12 protein-coding genes are annotated in these 22,552 nt (G+C 47.8%); all 12 read left to right on the top strand.

The window, feature by feature from the left end; translation table 11 throughout:
* Positions 1-62: 62 nt before the first annotated feature.
* The 12 genes from D9Y29_RS02765 to D9Y29_RS02710 all read left to right on the top strand — a co-directional run bounded on the left by D9Y29_RS02765 (position 63) and on the right by D9Y29_RS02710 (position 22,537).
* Positions 63-3,602, top strand: a complete 3,540-nt coding sequence (locus D9Y29_RS02765) for a SusC/RagA family TonB-linked outer membrane protein (RefSeq protein WP_164735218.1) — start codon at positions 63-65, stop codon at positions 3,600-3,602.
* An 11-nt stretch (positions 3,603-3,613) separates the two neighbouring features.
* Positions 3,614-5,095, top strand: a complete 1,482-nt coding sequence (locus tag D9Y29_RS02760; protein WP_127124900.1) for a RagB/SusD family nutrient uptake outer membrane protein — start codon at positions 3,614-3,616, stop codon at positions 5,093-5,095.
* Between the two features lie 12 nt (positions 5,096-5,107).
* A complete protein-coding gene (locus tag D9Y29_RS02755) occupies positions 5,108-6,616 on the top strand; it encodes a TlpA disulfide reductase family protein (RefSeq protein WP_127124899.1) in 1,509 nt (502 codons plus the stop codon).
* A 119-nt stretch (positions 6,617-6,735) separates the two neighbouring features.
* Positions 6,736-7,323: an RNA polymerase sigma-70 factor gene (locus tag D9Y29_RS02750; RefSeq protein WP_164735217.1), complete on the top strand. Its 588-nt coding sequence runs from the start codon at positions 6,736-6,738 to the stop codon at positions 7,321-7,323.
* Positions 7,324-7,382: 59 nt separating this feature from the next.
* Positions 7,383-8,555, top strand: coding sequence for a FecR family protein (locus D9Y29_RS02745; RefSeq protein ID WP_127124897.1), 1,173 nt, complete (start codon positions 7,383-7,385; stop codon positions 8,553-8,555).
* Positions 8,556-8,595: 40 nt separating this feature from the next.
* Positions 8,596-12,036, top strand: coding sequence for a SusC/RagA family TonB-linked outer membrane protein (locus D9Y29_RS02740; protein ID WP_127124896.1), 3,441 nt, complete (start codon positions 8,596-8,598; stop codon positions 12,034-12,036).
* Positions 12,037-12,046: 10 nt separating this feature from the next.
* Complete coding sequence (locus tag D9Y29_RS02735; protein WP_164735216.1) at positions 12,047-13,444, top strand: RagB/SusD family nutrient uptake outer membrane protein; 1,398 nt, start codon at positions 12,047-12,049, stop codon at positions 13,442-13,444.
* Positions 13,445-13,478: 34 nt separating this feature from the next.
* Complete coding sequence (locus D9Y29_RS02730) at positions 13,479-14,864, top strand: TlpA disulfide reductase family protein (protein ID WP_241237831.1); 1,386 nt, start codon at positions 13,479-13,481, stop codon at positions 14,862-14,864.
* A gap of 6 nt (positions 14,865-14,870) precedes the next feature.
* Positions 14,871-16,922, top strand: a complete 2,052-nt coding sequence (locus D9Y29_RS02725; RefSeq protein WP_127124894.1) for a carboxy terminal-processing peptidase — start codon at positions 14,871-14,873, stop codon at positions 16,920-16,922.
* A gap of 111 nt (positions 16,923-17,033) precedes the next feature.
* The gene (locus D9Y29_RS02720; RefSeq protein ID WP_127124893.1) at positions 17,034-17,570 is read left to right on the top strand and encodes an RNA polymerase sigma factor; all 537 of its coding nucleotides are present in this window, start codon (positions 17,034-17,036) and stop codon (positions 17,568-17,570) included.
* 87 nt (positions 17,571-17,657) lie between these two features.
* Entirely contained in the window at positions 17,658-18,839 is a 1,182-nt protein-coding gene (locus tag D9Y29_RS02715; RefSeq protein WP_127124892.1) for a FecR family protein, read from the top strand.
* Positions 18,840-19,045: 206 nt separating this feature from the next.
* Positions 19,046-22,537, top strand: a complete 3,492-nt coding sequence (locus D9Y29_RS02710) for a TonB-dependent receptor (RefSeq protein ID WP_127124891.1) — start codon at positions 19,046-19,048, stop codon at positions 22,535-22,537.
* The last annotated feature ends 15 nt before the right edge of the window (positions 22,538-22,552 follow it).

Here is a 22,552-nt window from a genome sequence, read left to right as displayed (position 1 = left end):
CTACTGCTTTTTTGAAAAACCGGCAGGAGCCTCACTGGTTCATCACCAAAACCTTGCGCGTTATGAAATTAACCGCATTGATGCTATTGATCTGTTGTTTGTCTCTAAGCGCCAAAACTTCTTCCCAGACCATCACTTTCTCCGGTAAGAATGTGACGATGGAAAAAGTATTTGAAGCCATTGAAGCGCAAACAGGTTATGTTATCATCGGAAGTACAAGAACCGTCAAAAGCAAAGAACGTGTATCACTTCAGGTATCGCAAATGACGCTTTCAAGTTTTCTCGAATTGCTGCTGGAAAACAAACCCATTGAATTCGAGATCAGATCAAAGACCATCTTCATCAAAGAAAAACCTGCTGCAAGAGCCAGACTCCTTTCTCCTGCATTCAGCTTGTTTGCACCACCAGTATCTGGGTATGTGCGCGATGCCGATGGAAATCCCTTGCCCGGCGCAACCGTGAAAGTAAAGCGGAGAGGGGAAATGATGAACAACGCTGCTGTTACAGATGCGGAAGGCCGCTTCACCATCAATGTGAATGATGGAGATATTCTCGTGATCAGTTTCGTTGGGTATGCAAGCAAAGAACACAAAGTAGTGCGCGGAAAACAGATCGATATCTCGCTCACCCGCACAGACATGGAGCTTGATTTGGCTACTGTTGTAGTGAACACCGGTTATCAGCGCATCTCCAGGGAACGCGCCACCGGCGCTTATGATGTGGTGAATAAAGACATGCTTCAGAAACGCCCTATCTCCAACCTCTCCACCGCATTGCAGGGCATGGTGCCTGGCATGCAGGGAAAGGAAAAATCAGATGGCAGTTTCAATTTCCTCATCCGCGGAACCAGCTCCATGTATGCTGATGCCAAACCATTGGTAGTAGTAGATGGATTTCCGGTAGCCGATACCAGCTTCACCACTATCAATCCCAATGACATAGAATCAGTTACCGTATTGAAAGATGCTGCAGCAGCTTCCATCTGGGGCGCCAGGTCTGCCAATGGCGTGATCGTGATCACTACCAAACAGGCCAGGGCCGGACAAAAACTGAAAGTGGAAGTGAATGCATTCACCAGGATCGGGGATAAGATCGATCTCAACCAGGTTACCAGAACAGCCACCACGGAAGATTTTATCCGTTATGAAGAGCTTGCCTGGAAGAACAACTGGGCGCTCAGCAAATTCAGCGGCTCTTTCAACCAGCTGCGCACATCGCTCACACTGGCGCAGGAACTGCTCTACGCCAACGAAACAGGTACAATCAGCACGGAAGCCATGAACCGCGGGCTCGATAGTCTGCGCCGTATCGACAACCGAGGACAGATCGAAGACCTGCTCCTGCAACGGCCCGTGCTCAGTCAGTATAATATCAATATCTCAGGTGGTACCGATAAGATCAGGAGTCTTGCATCCTTCATGTTCGAAAAGAATAAAGACGGATTTGTGGGCAACCAGTACAACCGCTTCATGTTCAACTTCAATAACCAGTACAGACCCACGAAATTTCTCAGCTTCTTTGCCAGCGCTTCCATTCAATATACCAATCAGACATCAAGCGGGGCAACGGTTTCCGAGCTGGAGCAGTTATCGCCATACGAAACCCTGCTCAATCCGGATGGTTCATACAGTGTGAACCTGAAAGGGATCAACAGGCAATTGCTGGCAACACTTCCTACCAATAAATTGCCATACCAGGACTGGAGCTTCAACCTCCTGCGTGAAGTACGCGAACGGGAATTCAGTACGGAAGACCTGAACGCACGTCTCCAACTGGGTATGACCATCAATATCATGAAGGGATTGTCTTTCGATTCCAAACTGCAGTATGAAAGACGTAAAACGGATTATCAGGACTACTACAGTGAGAACACTTACTTTGCACGTGATCTGGTGAATTATTATATCGATTATACACCTGCCACACAAACAGTGAACAAAGTATTCCTGCCCAAAGGCGGTATCCAAACACCCCGCCAGGTCGGCAATGCCTGGATCAACAATACCACCAATGAAAGCTATGTGTTCCGCAATCAGCTGAACTTCGACCGTTATTTTGCAAAGAAGCACCAGGTGACTGCCATCGCTGGTTTTGAAGTTTCACAATATGAAGTGGACAATATTGCCAACCCCTGGCTCTATGGTTATTATCCCGATAAACTGCAGAGCAGTGTACCTCCATACGGATATGGTAGTGCAGGTAATACTTTCAAGAATATTACCGGTAGTTCCGGTGTAACCCTGCAGGGTGGCAACCCCATCATCGGATGGGGGCTTGACAGGTATGTTTCCTTTTACGGGAATGCAGCGTATACCTATAGCCGTAAGTATACCCTGTCTGGTAGTATACGTGCCGATGCTTCCAACTATATCACCGATGATCCCAGCCTGCGCTGGTCGCCATTCTGGTCTGTTGGCGGTTCCTGGAATGTTGGAAGGGAAGATTTTATGCGGGATGTTGCTTTTGTGGATAACCTCGCGCTGCGCGCCACTTACGGCAGGAACGGCAATGCGGAAAAAGGAACCTCCACCAAAACATTGCTGAATATGGGCACTTCACTGAATGCCACCACCGGCACCATCACCGCTACTATTTCCGACTATGGCAACCCGTTATTGAGGTGGGAGAAGACCACTACCACCAATATCGGCATAGACTTCGCGCTGTTCAAAGGAAAGCTGGCAGGTAAGATCGATTATTACAAGAAGAATGGTTCCGACCTGGTTGGCCTGGTAACACTCGCTGCTGCCAATGGCACTACCAGGCAGAAGTTCAACAATGCCAAACTGGTGAACAATGGTATCGAACTTTCCCTGGGAACAAGATTGGAAATTCCGGGTACAAAGATGGAATACCAGACCATGGTCACTTATGCATACAATAAGAACAAGATCACCGATCTCTATTATCCTGCTATTTATGGTTATGAAATGCTGGGTGGAAATGCTTTTGTGCAGGGCCGTCCCATTCAACCTGTATACTCTTACACCTATCTCGGTATGAAAGATGGCGTGCCTTATGTTGCAGGGGTAAAGGGTACGCCTAACCGCTTTGATGACCTGGCATTGCACAACAGGGGCCTTGGATTACAGTACCTCAACTATGAAGGCACGGCCATCCCTCCTCACACCATGAGCTGGCTAAATACTTTCAGGGCCTATGGTTTCAGTCTGAATGTACTGTTCACCGGCACGATGGGCGGCGTATACAAAAACCCGATATTCAATTATGCTACGCTCATTGGAGGAGGTAAAACATTTGTGGACCGGTTCGTGTCTGAAGTATTTGCCGGCAATCCCGATATTCCTTCCTTCCCGCAGGCGAATGATCCCGGTACTTACCGCTGGGACAGGTATGGTCCCAATTTACAGGGACTGGTGGAAAGCTCTTCCTATATCGAGTGCAAAGAGATCATGCTGGATTATACATTTCCCACCAAACTCAGTAAAGCTGTATTGCTGGAAGGTATCCGCGTGTATGCGCAGGCAAGGAACCTTGGATTGGTGTACCGCGCCAATAGCAGAGGGTTCCATCCCGATTGGCTGCCCGGAAGCAATCGTCCGCTGAGGACAATCACCCTGGGATGTAATATTCAATTCTAAAAACGGAGACCATGAAGAAAAATCATTTCATCATATTGATAGCAGCAGTCCTGATGACTACGGGCGGCTGTAAGAAATACCTGGAGAAAGAATCAAAAAAACTAGCTACCATCGAAACGGTGGAGCAACTGGAAGCCTTGCTGAACAATGCCTCCAGGTTTGTTCAGGAGAATAATTACACCGCCACCTATTCAACTGACGATACGGAAATCCCGAAAGAGGACTATAAGAACAATGCGGGCGAATTCACTCCTGAGGCGATCTATTTCTATCTTTTCACCAATGACCAGGTGGAGAACAATATTGCATCTGATCAGCTCTGGGCAGGAGAGTACAACAAGATCTTTACCGCCAACCTGGTGATCAATAATATCGATGCAGCCACAGGCGACGATGCGCTTAAACAAAAGGTAAAGGCCGATGCTCATTTCGTTCGCGGTTACTCATACTGGTTGCTGGCCAACTACTATTGTGTTCCTTACACTGATGCCAATGCAGGTGCCAAAGGATTGCCGTTGAAAGTAGGGAATGAGTTCACCGAATCACTGAAAAGGGCCACCCTGAAAGAAACCTATGATTTCATCCTGGCAGATATGGCAGAAGCAGCAAAGACTCCGGTGACCGATGTGGATGCTAAACTCCCCTGGCGCGCCAGCAAGAAGGCTGTGGCAGCATTCATGAGCAGGTATTACCTGTTTGCGGGCAACTATGATAAAACCATCGAACAGGCGGACATTGCCCTTGCTACAGCCTCCGTTCAGTTGAAAGATTACAAGACTCTTGTGGCGGGCACCCCTGTAACTTACGCCAACCCCAACGTTACGATCAATTTTTCTGAGCTGAACGACTGGACCGCTGCAAAGTATTATTACTGGCCGGAGTTCTATTACCTCCGTTTTACGTATACACCCGGCTGGTGGTTCCTGCCCAGTTCCTCACTGGTATCCTTATACGATCAGCAAAATGATCTCCGATACAAATGGTTCATGTTCCCGCAAGGCGGCAGGTATTTCGATGCGGGAACAGCCAATATGTACCGTTACCAGATTTTCCAGACCGGCAGCATGCTGCCTTCAGGGCCAACCATTGCTGAAGTATTGCTGAACAAAGCCGAAGCACAGGCACGCAAGGATGCGCCTGGAGATGCGATGAACACAGTGAACCTGTTACGTGATAAACGGATGAGCAGCTCCCTGCCGCTCAGCGCAGCCAACAAGGCAGAAGCCATCACCAAAGTGCTGGAAGAACGCAGGCGTGAACTGCCATTCGTTACCCGCTGGTACGATATACGCCGCTTCAGTGTGAATGATTATCCGGCAGATGATGTTGTGATCACCCGCGATTTTTTCCAGCTCAACAACAGTGTAGTGAATACCGATGTGCCGCAAACCTATACATTACCGGTTGGTAGTAAACGTTACGCTATTCCTGTAAACGGCGTGGAGATCGGCGCCAGCAGGGGGCAAATCGAACAAAACGATTACAACAACTAAAATATTCAGCTCATGAAAAAAACTATGCTTGCCGGGATGATCACCGGTATGTTGACCACTACTGCGTTCTCGGGTAGTTTTGCACAGCACAAACCTGCTCTGCCGGCTGATGCAAAGACCATCGCTGCTGCAAAAAAACTGGTGGAAAAATATCCCGACAGTCTTCCGTTGCACAATGATTATATCAAAGCAATGACATTGGCCAATCCGGAGCTTAAAACACAGTATGATGCCTGGATGAAAAAATATCCTGCGAACTATAAATTTCCTTTCGCTATCGGCAGCGCCCTGTACAACCGGGAAGATCCTGCCGCAACTCCCTACCTCAAAAGGGTAGTGGCGATGAAACCGAAAATGGCGGAAGTATACCAGATGCTATCGATAGATGCTGAGCGATGGGGTGATGAGAAAGCCGCGCATGAATTCATGGGAAAAGCAAAGCAGGCGGCGCCCAATGATCCGTCCTATGCTTTTTACTATGCCATGGATTTTGAACATACAGATCCTGCAAAATGGAGGGAAGAGATCTATACTGTGGCTAAACGTTTTCCTGATCATGAACGTGGCGCACAGGGATTGTATTGGCTTGCTACGAGGTCAACAGACAAAGCTGAAAAATTCAAAGTATATGAACAACTGATCAGACTTTATGATCCAATAAAATTCAACTGGTCTTCCAGCGGCGCCAATGGACTTTTTGATCTTTATGTGAGTGAGGGCATGTATGATAAAGCTTCCGCACTCGCCAATAAGATGCGTTCAAAGGAAAGCTGGAAAAGCCAGGTGGGACTGGCTGCATCGCTGGTAAAGTTGAAACAATTGAAAGATGCGGGAAAATGGAACGAAGCGCAGGCGATGTTGAAGGATGTGAAAGTGCCGCGTTATTCCGGTGCAGCCGAATACATCAACCTGCTGAAATCAGAGATCGCCGATGCGGCGGGCAATACAAGAGGAGCGTACGACAGCCTGCTGATCATTTTTGCAAAAACGCCTGGAGAAAATACAAAGGCTGCTATCTCCAAATATGCATCCAAACTGGGTTTGGCTGCTGAACAGACTGAGACGGATATTGCGAATGCCCGTAAAAAGAATACCTACCAGGCGCCTGCTTTCGCGCTGGACATGTATACAGAAAAAAGAAAAGCTACACTGGACGAATACAAAGGCAAAGTGGTATTGCTCACTTTCTGGTTCCCCGGTTGCGGTCCCTGCCGCGGTGAGTTCCCGCATTTCCAGGAAGTGGTGAACAAGTACAGTAAAGATGAGCTGGCCTATATCGGCATCAATGTATTCCCCGAGCAGGATGATTATGTAGTGCCATTCATGAAAGGAACTGGTTATACTTTCACGCCGTTGAAATCAACTGCCGACTGGGCTCAGGAAGTGTATAAGGTCCGTGGTCAACCTACCAATTTCCTGATAGATAAAGATGGAAATATCGTGTACAATAACTTCATGATCAACAGCAATAACCAGCGCATGCTGGAAATGATGATAGAATCATTGTTGAAGAAATCATAGGTAGAACGGCATATCAGCCTGTACAGGAGAAATGAAGGGCCGCAGCAATGCGGCTCTTTTTTCATTTTTAAAGTTTTCGCAGATTTGCTATAAGTTTACAGCTTATTCAGATTTACAGGTTGGAGCTCAATCAAACACATAACGACCAGGAATTGTTCCGGCTCATAGCTTTGGGAGACCAGGATGCTTTTGCCACCCTATTCCGGACTTACTCAAATCCGCTTTATAAAAATGCGCTCAGGATGCTCAAGTCCGAGTTCTGGGCTGAAGAAATCATCCAGGTTGTTTTTACGCAGCTCTGGCAGAACCGTTTCAATCTGGAAAAGGTGGAAACTCCTGCTGCCTATTTATTCAGGATGGTCACTAACAAGGCTCGCGACCGTATGCGCAGTCATGAACGGGAAATGAAAATGCAGTACTGGCTGGCTGCACAGGGTAATGAAGAAACGGGAACCGGGCAAAAGGCAGACCAGGAAACATTACACCAATTATTGGAAAAAGCTGTGAACACACTTTCTCCCCAACGTAAAGAAGTTTATCTTCTCAAATATCAGGAGCGGTTAAGCTACGAAGAGATCGCTCAAAAACTGGGTATTTCCAAAAATACCGTTCGCAACCATATGACAAGGGCGCTTGAAGAGATCCGTCTTTTTCTTCAGCAACATGCCGATCTGATCTGCCTCATCCTCTATTGCAGCTTTTTTTAAATTTTTTTTGAAAAGCAGTAGTCCTTTTTTCTGCCTTCATCGACAATAATAGTACAAGCATGCAAAATCTTTCCAACGATAACGCAAACCTGTGGCGGCAATACCTGGGCAACCAGGCCTCCAAAGAAGAGCTGGATGAGCTTTTCCGGTTCAATGCCTTTCCGGATGATGAACAGCAAAACGTTGTCATCGAACTGGTATTGGCTGAATTACCCGATGCCGGCTCGCTGGATGCAGACAGGCAGGAGGAGATATTGCAAAGTATTTTGGACGTTATAGGAACAGAAAATAAACCGCGGGTGCATAGCTTGAAGCGGGTATGGATGGCCGCCGCTTCCGTATTGCTGCTGCTGACTGCAGGCCTTTACTGGTTGATGACTTTACGGTCAACGGACAGTACTGTTACCACCGATATCCAACCCGGAACCAATGGCGCATTACTGACACTCGCCGATGGAAAGCAGGTCTTATTGGATACAATCCGTGATGCAACGATCTCATTGCAACAGGGTGTCAATGCAAGAGTCGTAAATGGAACTCTTGTGTATGAACAGGGAAGCGCTGAAGAAATAGTATTCAATACTGTTACTACGCCCAAAGGAAGACAATACCAGCTGACACTTTCCGATGGAACGAAAGTCTGGCTGAATGCTGATAGCAGGATACACTACCCGGCTTCGTTCTCAGGTGTGGAGCGAACGGTGGACATCGAAGGGGAAGTGTATTTTGAAGTGATGAAGAGCAAATCTGTGCCATTCAGGGTCAGGATTGACAACAGGGCGGAAGTGGAAGTGTTGGGCACTAACTTTAACGTAAATGCTTATGCGAATGAAGATGCATTGAGCGCTACGTTATTGGAAGGAGCTGTACGTGTTCACGGACCTTCTGGAATAGTGTCGCTCAAACCCGGCCAGCAAGCACAGGTGCCAGCTTCTGGAAATATCAAACTCAACGATACCGCGGATCTTGAAAAAGTAATGGCCTGGAAGAATGGGCTCTTTGCTTTTGAAAATGCATCACTGCAGGAAGTGATGCAGCAACTGGAAAGATGGTATGGAGTGGATGTTGTTTATAAGGAAGAAATACCCGACATTAAATTTGGAGGAATGATGTTGAAGAGTCTCACCCTAGCTGAAGTTCTCCGGTTACTGAAAATAATGGCAGGTGATGAGCTGGAGTTCAATCTCACAAATGACCGCATCCTGATAGTAAGCCGGGCAAAGAATACCTGAGACCGCTTACATTTTTTATCAACCAAAACCGTTCGAAAGTATGTTTACAACTACTTACGGCTTCATAGCCGTAATGGACACTGCTTTGCCCAACCCCACACGGAACCGGCTTCATGCTCCGGAGCAGAAAAAACTGGCGGTACAGAAATGGGCTTGTTTTCTTTTATTGGTTTGTCTGACCCTGATACACTCGATTGCAAGATCGCAAACCATCACACTTTCGGTAAAAGAACAAAAACTGAAACAGGTCTTCCAGCAGATCAGGAAGCAAACCGGATTTGTGGTGTTCTACAGGGAGCAACAACTGGCTGCAGTGAAACCCGTGACCATCTCAGCTTCCCAAATGCCGCTGACTACTTTCCTTGAAATGTTGTTCAAAGATCTGCCGCTGAATTATAAGATAAACGACAAAACCATCGTCCTCTATGAGAAGGCGGTGCAACCCAAACCTTTGTCGGGCGTTCCATCTGGTAATTATGTAAAAGTGCCGATGATGGCCGTGGACTCGCTCATCGAAGTGAAGGGGAGGGTAGTGAATAGCAACGATGAACCCATTGCTGGCGTTACCATCATTTCAATGGGCATCAAACCGGTGATCACCAATGACAAGGGCGAGTTCAATCTCAGGGTGATGAAGGGAGTGCCATTGCAGCTCAGCCATACTTCCTATTTGGCAAAAGAGTTGAAGCTGTATTCATTCCAACCAGCCATGAAAGTTGTATTGGTACAAAAGACGAATGACCTGAATGAAGTGGTGGTAGTGAACAAAGGATATTACACTACAACAAAAGCTATGAACACAGGTAGTATCTCTACTGTTACTGCAAAGGACATCGAAAAGCAACCGGTGACCAATGTGCTGCAGGCTTTGCAGAGTCGGGTGCCTGGCCTGGTGATCACACAGCAAAGCGGTGTGCCCGGCAGTAATTTCAATATCGAACTGCGGGGGAGGAATTCCCTCAATAAGAGTAATCCGCTTTTCATTATAGATGGCGTTCCTTTCAGTAATGATGCGATGGGACAAATTGCCGGCAATCTTTTTTCATCTGGTCTGGGCGGAAGTCCAACACCCACAGGCAATAGTTCTGCTGCGGGCGCTGGCGGGCTCAGCCCATTGAACAGCATCAATCCTGAAGATATCGAAAGCATCGATGTATTGAAAGACGCCGATGCCACTGCCATCTATGGTTCCCGTGGCGCTAATGGGGTGATCCTCATCACTACCAAAAGAGCGAAAGCAGGCCCGCTTCGGGTGAACGGAAACGTTACTGCAGGATTCAGCAGCCCATCCCGGATGCCCGAGTACCTGAACACTGAACAATACCTCCGGTATCGTCGGCAGGTATTCGCGAACGACAACAAAACCCCCGGCCTGCTCGACTATGATCTCAACGGTACCTGGGATACTACCCGTTACACCAATTGGGCAGAAGAGCTGATCGGGAAATCGGCGCAGAACATAAATGCACGCGTATCCGTTTCAGGCGGCAATGTCAATACGCAATTCCAGGTTTCCATCGGGTACACAAAAGCCACTCCGCCCTATAAAGGAAACTTCTCCAATGACCGTTCTACTGTTGGTTTCAATATCAGCAATACTTCAGGCGATAAAAAATTCAAAATGATGTTCTCGGGTAACTATGGGTTCGATGCCAACAATTTACCTGGAGCAGATCTTACTTCCTATGTGAACCTTACGCCAAATGCGCCTGCCCTGCTGAAGGAAGATGGCAGTCTCAACTGGTGGCATGCTTCGGCAGATAATCCCTACGCTTCGCTCTTTCGCACCTATGATGCCAAAACAAGGACCCTGGTGGGAAACGGTACGCTCAGCTACCAGTTGTTGCCTTCCCTGGAAATTAAAGCCAGCCTGGGTTACACCGATGTGATTTTCAATGAGACCAGGATCAATCCTTTCAAAGCCATCAACCCCGGCATTGCAGGAGCAACGGCAACTGTACTGTCTGGAAATTTGTCTACCAACAACTGGATAGTGGAACCACAAGCTTCCTTTATGCAAAAACTCTTTGGCGGTGTTTTGTCGATCCTTGCCGGTACAACTTTCCAGCACAGTCTGTCAGAAGGAAGCACCGTCAGCGCAACAGGATTTGCCAGTGATGCATTGCTGAACAATATCAGTGCGGGTAACCGTTTTGTGGTGAACAACCGTTATGTGAAATACAGGTACAGTGCAGTATTCGGAAGGATGAACTATACACTGCATGAAAGATATTCAGTCAACCTTACAGGCAGAAGGGATGGTAGCAGCCGTTTTGCTCCGGGCAGGCAGTTCGGCAATTTCGGTGCGGCAGGTGCAGCCTGGATCATCAGCAGGGAACAATGGATGGAGAAAATTTCCTTCATCAGTTTCGCCAAGATCAGGGGCTCCTATGGCATCACCGGAAATGATCAGGTAGGAGATTACAGGTACCTGGATACCTATTCACCGAACAACAATTTCAGCTATCTCGGCATGAGCGGATTATTGCCCACACGCGTTTTCAATGACATGTACGGATGGGAAAGCAACCGCAAAGCTGAGTTGGCGGCAGAACTGGGATTGTTCAGGGACAGGATCTTTCTCACTGTGGCAACCTATCGCTCCATCTCCGATAATCAACTTGCCTTTACACCGCTGGCGCCATCAACAGGAAATACAGGTGTGCAGGAAAACCTGCCGGCTAAGATCCGCAATACAGGTGTGGAGATCGATCTTGCCACTACCAATATCGATAATGGCCATTTCAGTTGGAGAACAAATTTTAATATCACTTTCCAACGCAATAAACTGCTGGCCTTCCCGGGCCTGGAACTGACCTCCTATCGTGAAACTTACGTGGTGGGACAACCGCTTAGTATTTCCCCGGAGAGTTATCATTTTGTTGGTGTTGATCCCAATACAGGTCTGTATGGGTTCTTAGACAGGGATGGAAAGATCACTTCACGTCCCGCACTTACAGATCGTTTTATACGCGTAAACACTATGCAGGAATATTATGGAGGTATCGGGAACAGTTTCAGGTACAAAGGATTTCAACTGGATATTCAACTGCAATTTGTTAAGCAAATGGGGCGCAATGCCCTGGTGGGTTCCTCCCTTCCATTTTCCACGCTCATCAATATGCCTGGTTATTACGAAGGAAATATATGGCTACAGCCAGGTGATATTGCAAAACTGCAAAAGCTCACTGCCGGCGGATTAGCGCCCGGTACAGCGGATATTACTGCCGCACAGATTGCCGCTACACAAAGTGATTATATGTATTCTGATGCATCATACATAAGGGGGAAAACAGTGGCTATTTCCTGGCAGGTGAAAGAACAATGGGTAAAAAAGACCGGGTTCAAACAGGTCAAAGTGAATGCGCAGGCTCAGAACCTTTTCACCATCACCGATTACATTGGTTTCGATCCGGAGAGCCAGGGTGCAGTATTACCCCCACTCAGAACCATTGTATTCGGCGTTCAATTCATGCTTTAAATTTTCTGCAATGAGAAAACAAATCACCACCATACTGATATTGATCCCTTTTATTTCCGGCATCAGTTCCTGTGAAAAATTCCTGGATGTGGGCACGCCTAAAACCGAAGCCGCGTCCCGGGATGTATTCATGAACGAGAGCACCGCCACAGTAGCGATGTTGAGCGTTTATGGCGATTTTATGAAAGGTGCAAGCAGTATCAACGCTTCATCGATGCTTTCGCAATCGGCCGATGAACTGGACAATTACAGTACACCGCCTGCTGTGAACTATTATACCAATAACCTGAATTATATCGATAACAATGATTTCTGGACGCTCTATTACACGGTCATCTACCAGGCTAATGCGGTATGGGAAGGAGTGAATGCTTCTGCCGCGCTTGGTAACATGGTAAAAGAGCAGTTAAGCGGTGAAGCATTGTTCGTAAGGGCTTTTTTCCATTTTTACCTTGTAAACTTATTCGGCGATATTCCCTATCAAACTACCACTAATTATAAGGTGTTGCAAGCTGCGGGCAGGATGCCGGTTACGGAAGTATATGAAAATATCATCCGTGACCTGAAAGCCGCAAAACAACTGCTCAGTGATCAGTTTCTGAATGCAGCCAATCAACCCGGAGTTGAACGTGTTCGTCCCAATAAAAATGCAGCGCATGCCATGCTTGCCCGCGTTTACCTGTACAGGGAAGACTGGCGGAATGCCATACTGGAGGCGGATTCCGTGATCAATAATACCTCCACCTACAGGTTGCTGGCAGATCTGAACCAGGTATTCAAAAAGAACAGCCAGGAAACCATCTGGCAGATGATGCCCAGTAGTCCGGTCAATACCAATGGATTTGAAGGACCTGCTTTTATCATAAATTTTCCACCTTCAGTACTGCAACCTTTAGCTATGAGCAACCAGCTCTGGAATGCATTTGAAACAGGTGATAAAAGAAAACAAAACTGGACCGGCAGCTTTCTGTCTTACCACTATCCATATAAATATAAAGTGAAAGCTACAGGACAACCCGTTACAGAATATTCGATGGTGCTCCGGCTGGCTGAGTTATACCTGATAAGAGCAGAAGCGTTGACGCAGGAAGGTGAGCTGGCTGGCGCGATCGATAATGTTGATTCTATTCGGAACCGCGCAGGACTGCCGCTGCTTTCAATTACCAATCCGGCGATCGGAAAAGATGAACTGCTCAGTGCTATCCAAAAGGAAAGGAATCTCGAACTGTTCACAGAATGGGGACACCGCTGGCTGGACCTTAAACGTACCGGTAAAGCAGGTGAAGTGCTGAGCCCGCTGAAAGGTGACAACTGGCAAAGTACAGATCTGCTTTTCCCCATTCCGAAAACGCAAATAGACCTGGCCCCCGCATTTAAAGGAAAACAAAATCCAGGCTACGATGGATAGTCCTGATTCAATAATAAAATATAAAAGTACAAAGATGAAAAAACTGATTGTAGCCCTGGCCTTCCTGTCGCCATTTGTTTCGGATAGCCAGGAAAAATTTTCGATCAAGGGGCATTTTGCCGATGGCCGCTCCAAAGGAAGGATCTATGTTTCCTATGTTGGGGTGAATACCCTTCATCGTGATTCTGCAGATATACAAAATGGGAGTTTTGTGGTGAAAGGAGAAGTGAAAACCTATCCTGCAATGATCACACTTCAATATTCACCCGGCAAAAAAGGATTCTTCGATACCGAATCCAGTTCACTCTGGGTTTGGTGTGATGCGCCGGAAACTGGTGTGGAGATCAAAGACCGTATGTCCAATGCAACAGTGACTGGTTCTAAAACACAGGATGAAGCGATCCGCTATGTAGAGTTCATTCGTGTACCCGGGCGTGTAGATAGTATGGGCATGCCGGCGGTGAATGGCATGTTCGCATTCGGGAAAATGATGAGTGGAAAAGTAAATCCTGAAATGCGGAAAATGGTGGGCGCACATGAGGTGGCTCCCATCAATTCACCTGCACCAGGTAAGCTCTCTGCCAACCTGAAACCACAGGGCAATCAGATGCAGGTCATGAATGGCGCGGCTTTGCAGGAAGAAAGGCCTGAGGATTCTGCTATCAATGCACGGAATAAGATCCAGAAAGCTGCCATTGAATTAAGGAATAATGCAGTGGATGTAAGAAGGGCATTGCAGAAAAAATACATTGAAACTTTTCCCGACTCCTATATGAGCATTATGGCGCTGAAAGAGATCGCTGGACTTTATATCAGTCTTCCGGATGTAGAGCCTTATTACAATTTGTTGTCGGATCGCCTGAAACAAATGCCGGAGGCTGTGATCCTTGCCAAACGTATTGAACAGGAAAAAAAGAATCCAACAAAGGCCCCTGATGTGGCTGCTCAAATGATGGCGGCGGTGCAGCAAAGGACAAATGCGATGAAAGCAAGTTTTGGGATCGGCGATGAACTGCCTGATTTTGTTTTGAACGATATGAAAGGGAAACCCGTAAAGTGGAGTGATTTCCGTGGGCAGTATGTGCTGCTCGATTTCTGGGCCAGCTGGTGTGGTCCCTGCCGGAAAGAAAATCCAAATCTGGTGGAAGCCTATAAGAAATATAAAAAGAAGAATTTCACCATACTCAGTGTATCCATCGAATTGAAAGGCGATACGCAAAAATGGCTGGATGCTGTTAAGAAAGATGGTCTAACCTGGACGCAGGTGGTGGACTATGATGCATTCAACTCAAACATTGCCAAACGTTACAAGATACAGGCCATTCCACAGAACTACCTGGTGGGACCCGATGGAAAAGTAATTGCGGTTACACTGAGAGGTGAGGCGCTGGAAGAAAAACTGGCTGAAATCTTAAAATAACTGATCATGTGGCTACTTACCAAAACCAAGGCTTTGATTGGATGGTGCATACTGGGATGCCCTTTGATAGCCGCTTCCCAGAAAAAGGCGGATGAAAACGGGGAGTACCGGCAGGTACTTTCCGCTGTAGCCTCATCCATTCAACAGTATCATTATGATCCTGCTGCGTTCAATGATGAGCTGTCTGAAAAATGGTGGCGAACCTTCCTGGAAACGCTCGATCCGTTGAAGCAATTCTTTCTGCAATCCGATCTGTCCGCGCTGAAAAAATATAAAACAGTACTGGATGATGAACTCCGGGGCGAAGCGCCATTGAATTTCCTGCCGGCAGTCATCAATCGCTACCGTTTACGTATGAACGAAACCAGCACTGCCTATAGCCGGCTGCTGCAAAAGCCTTTCCGGTTTGATGAAAATGAAACGATACGTTATGACGCCAGTGGATTGCCCGGCTTTGCGGGAGACAGTGATGAACTCGCGCAATCGCGCCGGAAATATGTGAAGTATCTCGTATTACAGGAATTAGTTGCGTTGCAGGAGCAGGACTCCCTTTCAAAAAACGAAACTGAATTGGAAGAGAAGGCACGGAAGAAAGTGGCAACCAGGCTGGATAAATGGATGCTCCATAAAATCGAGGGCGCCAGCTATGAAAAACTTTTTTCACTTTACCTGAATTGCTTCACACACCTGATGGACCCGCATACCAGTTACCTTTCTGCTACTGAAGCAAAAAAGTTCCGCGACAGGATGAGTAATAAAGTTGCCGGTATCGGAGCTGCCCTTACAACCGATGAGGAGGGAGCGAAGGTGGCCAGGCTGGAAAGCACCGGTTCGGCCGCTCTCCATGGTATTGAATTGAACGATGTGATCGTCAGGTTGGGAGAGGGAACAAATGGAGATTTGACCTGGCTTGCCGGATTGTCCTCAGGCGAGATTGCCAATATGGTGCGTGGAGAAAAAGGGTCATCGTTGCGGCTGGAAATAAAAAAGCCCGGAGGGAAGTTGGTAACGGTGCTGCTCCAGCGAAATGAGATCGATCAGCAGGAAAATGCAGTGAAGGTGCTGATAGTACGTAAGCAAAATAAAAAGATCGGTTATATCACATTTCCTGTTTTTTACCAGGATGCAGATCCCTTCGGCCCACAGGTAGCAACTGATGTGGCGAATGCTATTCAATTGCTCAAAGAGAAGCAGGCGGATGCGATCCTCTTCGATCTCCGGAGAAATGGCGGTGGCTCTTTGCAGGAGGTGGTGCGCATGGTTTCATTGTTCATCAAAGGAGGGCCGGTAGTGCAGGTGCGGGAACGCAATGCAGCTCCGGTTGCACGCAGCAGCGTGGATGTGATGCTTCCTTTTGGCAGCAACCCTATAGTTCAGCAGATCTATGATGGCCCGCTCGCTGTGTTGGTGGATGAATTCAGCGCATCTGCATCCGAAATATTTGCATCGGCTATCCAGGATTATAAACGCGGTATTATTATCGGCAGTGCTTCCACTCATGGAAAAGGGACCGTGCAAAGAGGCGTTCCATTGGGAGATGGTAATATGGGTACACTTAATCTCACCTTCTCCCAGTTCTACCGCGTGAATGGAGCAAGTACTCAATTGAAAGGCGTGGTACCCGATATCATTTTGCCTGACCTGAATGAATGTGTAAGGTCAAGGGAGAAAGACCAGGCCTCGGCTCTTTCCTGGGATATGGTAGCGCCTGCGGCTTTTGGAACCTGGGAAGGAGGGATGGACATTGATGCTCTCCGCAATTTTGCCTTGAACAGGTTGAAGTCAGATACTGTTTTTTCCATGATAAAAAGGAATTCAGAAATACTGTGCGCGCAGGCTACGCTGGATATTCCCCTGAAAATGGACCTGTACAGGCAGTGGCTTAAAGATAAAGCTGCTTTAACATCATCGAATAACAGAATTATAAAGCTTCCCCCAACGAAGACGATGCAGGTGGACCTGCTGTATCCCGTCAGGAACGAAACCTGGCTCAGTAATGTCCGGCAGGACATTTACATCGAGCAGGCTGTAGCGCTTGCAGCAGCCATGTGCAAATAACGAAAGGCTGTCCTTCAGGGGCAGCCTTTTCAGTACAAAACCATTAATTATCCCCAAGCTATATCGATTTAGCAAAAAATACCTACCTTTCCTTCCTGCTAACGAGCCATCATGGAAAATCAGGAAGATATCATATTGCTAAACAGGTTAAAGGCTGGCGAGATCCAGGCTTACGAGTTGCTGTATAAAAAATATTACAAGCTCCTCAGCGCCGAAGCATACCTGATCCTGGAAGACGCCATGGAGGCGGAAGACCAGGTACAAACCTTATTTGTTGAACTCTGGCACCGACAGTTGTTCCAGGGTATCAAAGGATCTGTGAAAGCCTACCTGCAACGCGCCACACACAACAGGTGCCTGAAAGTGCTCCGGAAGAGAAAATCTGTTTCCCGCCATTTTGGAAAATATCTATATGTAGTGAATGCATCTTCTGAAACAGTAATGGTAGAAAGGGAGGAGGCAGACAGGGAGATCAATATGCGTTCCCTCCTGAGTGAATTGCCTGTACAACGTTCAGAGGCTTTTCATCTTGTATATATCGAGAATAAAAAATACAAGGAAGCTGCCGATCATATGGGTATCTCCATCAATTCCATCAAAACCCATCTTAAACTGGCTGTAAGATCCCTGCGCAGCCGCTTTTCCTGACCCTCCACTTCACCCGGTTGAATAAAAAGCGGGTCTTATAATGATGCACCGCGGAAACAAACCATAAAAATCAATTACCAGTAAAGGATGAAATTATCCCAGGAACATATCAGACGCCTTCTCGTGGAAAAGATGGCGGGAACCATCAGTGAAGAAGATGAGCAAAGTATCAATGAAGAGATGGAGCGTAACCCGGCCGTGAAAGCCAGGTGGGAAGCCATGAAGAAGGTCATGAAAAGCAGGGAGGGGGAAGACTTCATGAACAAGCTCGATGCCAACAGTTCCTGGCAGGCTGTGTCTGGAAAAATACTGGATGGCCCTCCGGCAAATATCCGGAAGATCCGTTTCTATAAAAGACTCACAGTGGCGGCCGCGGCCATTGTACTTGTCTCTTCAGGTTTATATATTGGATTGAGAAAAGAGGACGCGGGTATATCACCCCTGGCCAACCAGCCTGTACTGCCTGCTGCTACACCAGATAGCCTGCAGTATGCAGTGGGACTTTATTTGGAAGATGGAAGACAAATCAATTTATCCGACAGTGCCGGTCGCGTAATCAACCTCGGCAGTGCTGCACTCAATACTTCAGGAGATGGATTACAGCTACAGGCAGCCAAAACAGGAAAACAGGAATGGACAACCGTTTCAGTTCCTCCCAAACTGGATTACCGGATCGTGTTGGCCGATGGTTCGGAAGTATGGCTCAATGCAGCATCCAGCTTGAAATTTCCGCTTCACTTTGCAGATAGTGTACGGGAAGTTTTTGTAAAAGGGGAAGCGTTTTTCAGGATTGCAAAAAATGCAGCACAGCCTTTCATTGTGCACAGTGATGCTGCAGACATACGCGTACTCGGCACTTCCTTCAATGTGCATGCCTATCATTCCGGGAAAGCGATCGTATCCCTGGTGGAAGGCGCCGTAAAGACCAAAATGCAGGGCCAGCAAACTGAAACCACGCTGAAGCCCGGACTGGAAGCCGTGATCGATGCTGCGGAGCGCACTCAGGTGCGTCAATTCAAATCCGCCAATACGCTGGCATGGATGAAAGGTGTATATTATTTTCATGATACGCCTTTGTCTGAGATCGGCGAAGTATTACAGCGCTGGTTCGGACTTACGCTCGTATACAGCGATCCTTCCCTGGCGAAATTACCTGTAACAGGGGCTATCGAGAAGAACCAGCCGCTCACGGATTTTCTAACGAGTTTACAAACTGCGGCCGGCATTCAAACAGAGATCCGCCAAAACCAGTTACACATCATCAAATAAAATTGCAGCGGGCCACCAGTCGCTCGCCTCCCGGCGAGTGACTTGTATTTGCTCGCCTCCCGGCGAGCACTGCGTCGCCGGAGGCGATTAAATAAACCTCACTCGCCAGTGGCGAGCGAGTGGGCATATGCTGAGTAATTTTTTTCTGCCCGTTCACCCGTTTTTTCAAAAAGGGGGTCAAAGAACAAATACCCACTAATTGCGCCATGATGAAAATTGCCCTGGTTCTGAAGCGATCCTGCCTGCTCGGGATCGTTTTGATCGTCACCAACAGCTGCCTATTTGCGCAGGACAACAAAAAGATCACACTCACGGCTGCCAGCATCAGCTATGAAGATATTTTTGAAACGATACGGCAACAGACCGGTCTGATCGTTTTTTACTCCAATCGATTGCTGAATGATAAAGAAAGGATCAGCGTGGATTTCCAGTCCACGCCGCTTTCTGCTGCGCTGCAGCAGATCTTCAGCAACAAGCCCATTGGCTGGAATTTCAACAACAAGTTTATCGTGCTGCGGAAAAAGGCGGAGGAGCCTGCTGCGCAGGCGCCCACTGTTGAAGCGGTATCGGGCATCAAAGTACAGGGTCTGGTCACAGATGAAAAAGCAAGTCCGGTTTCAAATGTCACCGTAAAACTAAAAGGCGCATCCAGTGGTGTGATGACCGATGCCCTGGGAAAATACTCCATTACAGTACCGAATGAGAAATCAGTGCTCGTTTTCACCCATGTAAATTCCCTGGCAGAAGAGATCCTGGTAGGGAAAAAACAGGTGATCAATATAAGCCTGAAATCAAAGGACGATCATCTGACCGATGTGGTGGTGATCGGATATGGCACTACCCGTAAAAAAGATGTAACGGCTTCCATCTCCTCCGTATCCAAAGAAGCATTGTCTGACCGTACATTATTATCACTGGCAGATGCTATGAAAGGTAAAGCTTCCGGAGTGCAGATCATTCAGAACGATGGCACACCCGGCTCCGAGAATACGATCCGCATCCGCGGCGCCAGCTCCATCAGCGCAGGCAGTACGCCGCTCTTCGTGATCGATGGCGTATTGCAGGATGATGCCAATACTATTAATCCGGGCGACATTGAATCGATCGAGATCCTCAAAGACGCATCCGGCACTGCCATCTACGGAGCGCGCGGCGCCAATGGCGTAATATTGATCACCACCAAAACAGGCAAAACCGGTAAAACGAGAGTAGAGCTGTACAGCAATATCGGTTTCCAGCGCGCCGGTCACCTGTACAATCTCATGGACGCATCTGAGTATGCACATGCCCGTTATCTTGCCTCAGGTTATGTATGGTCGCCCCCCGATCCCAATGATCCCAACAAACCCGCTTCCACACAAGCTGGAATCACTTATTACCGCGACAGGCCCCTGGGTGAACCCGCCAGCTTCTGGGGCGTGTCTGAAGACAATGCTTATCGCGACTGGCAAAATTTCAATCATCCTGATTCCGTCAATACAGACTGGCAACGCGCCATGTTCCAGAAAAGTAAAATTCAGGAATACCGTTTCAATGTTTCCGGCGGTAATGCCAGTACTAAATTCTCCCTCATGGGTGGTTATCTCAACCAGGATGGATTAGTGGTATACAGCGGATACCAGCGTTACAATGCGCGTTTCAATATCCAGCAAAGACTTTCCAAAGCAGTTCAGCTCACCGGTAATATCCTCGGCACCCGCACGGAAACCAATGGTTTTATCACCGGCTCCTACAATGGAGGTATCACCTCAAATGCGGTGGTCACAAGCATGTTGCAGCAACCTCCCGTGAAGCCGCTCACTTTTACAGATGTGGATGACAATGAAGGGATCGAAGGCTATATCACCAGTAATCCTTATTCACTGGCGCAGAAAGTGACCAATAACCGTTATAGCAACGAATGGCTGGCGAGAATGGCAATTGACTGGACCATCAACAATAATTTCAAATTCAGGACCACAGGCACTTACTCCAATATCAATACCAATACGGACGCCTACTATCCCAGCTATACACGGGCTGGTTCAAAATACAAAGGACGTGCAGTGCTTTCACGCGGCGCCATCACCAAGATGATGAACGAGAACCTGCTCTATTATAAAGGAAGGATCGGTGATGCACATCGCTTCAATGCAATGGGCGGCGCCATTGTTGAACAATACAGGAATAACCTGCTCACTGCCGAAAACCAGGGTTACGATATCGAACTGCTCGGGCCCTACGGTTTGGGAAATGGAACTGTGCCCATCATTCCAACCTATACGGAAACACAATGGAGGATGGTATCGTTCCTCGGCAGGCTCGAATATTCTCTGCAGGAAAAATATCTTGCAACCATCACCATGCGTGCAGACGGATCATCCCGCTTCAGTAAGCACAATAAATGGGGGTATTTCCCTTCAGCTGCGCTGGCATGGAGAGTATCCGAAGAACCTTTCATGCGTAACCTGAAATTCATCAGCAGCATGAAACTCCGCACCAGCCTGGGTCAGAGCGGTAATACCGCCATCCCTCCTTATCTCACGCTCAGTACCATCACCACTTACTTATCACCCATGGATGGCGTTACACCCAATTTTGGAGTAGTGGTGGAAAGACCTGAGAACTCTTCGCTTAAATGGGAAACCACCACGCAACTGGATGCAGGTATGGACATGACGCTCTTCAACGATAAGGTTTCGCTTACTGTTGACTGGTATACAAAACGTACAGATGATCTGCTGATCCAGGTAGTAACGCCTGCTTACAGCGGCTATAGAAAAACCTGGACCAATCTCGGTTCCATCCGCAACTCGGGCATCGAGCTCACCATCGGCACCAGCCTGATGAAGAAGAACCACTTCAGTTGGAGCATCGATGCCAATATTGGTCTCAATCGTTCCAAAGCCATTGAAGTAGGACCTGATCTCAGTCTCGATCCCGGCGTGGTAGCAGGTATCGGCGCAGCGGCCATCATCCGCAACGGGCAAACGATCGGGCAATGGTATGGCTACCAGACCAACGGCATTTTTCAATCTTATGAAGAGATCCGGGCTTCAGGTCTCACCATGATCAATGGCCAGGCCATCAGCGCTATCCGCCCCGGCACACGCCGTTTCATCGATCAGAACAATGATGGCGTCATCAACTCATCTGACCGCGTTGTGGTAGGACAGGGGCAACCCGAATTTACGGGAGGCATTACCAATACTTTTGCCTGGCGCGGTTTTTCATTGAATGCGGTTGTGCAGTACAGTTATGGTAACAGGATATTCAACGCCAACCGCGTTGCCCTGGAAGCAGGACGCAGCAGTAACAATATGACCAAAGCTGCGGCCGGCGGTTGGAGCCCTTCCCTCTACGATATGAATACCGGGAAGCTGGAGCGCGAAGGCAATCCGGGCAATACCTACAGGATGCCCGGCAGCCCGGAAGAATTGCTCATGATGGATGTTTGGGTGGAAGATGGTTCCTATATCAGGTTGAGCGATATAACCATCGCTTACTCCTTCCCGGTTAAGATCACGAAGAAATATGGCGTGCAGGGATTGAGCCTTTTCGCCAGCGGTAAGAACCTTTGGGTACTCACCGATTACTCGGGCTACGACCCTGAAGTGAATACGAGACAGGGAGGTTTCGGAGACCTGATGCCTTCACTCGATTATGCTTCCTATCCGCGGTCCAGGGTTTATTCATTCGGTTTAAAAGTACAATTCTAAACATCATAATCCCCT

It is taken from the genome of Pseudoflavitalea rhizosphaerae, assembly GCF_003991355.1.
In the GTDB taxonomy this organism is placed as follows: Bacteria; Bacteroidota; Bacteroidia; order Chitinophagales; family Chitinophagaceae; genus Pseudobacter; species Pseudobacter rhizosphaerae.
The sequence above is the reverse complement of the archived record's forward strand: the minus strand, read 5'-3'. Positions and strand labels throughout refer to the sequence as shown.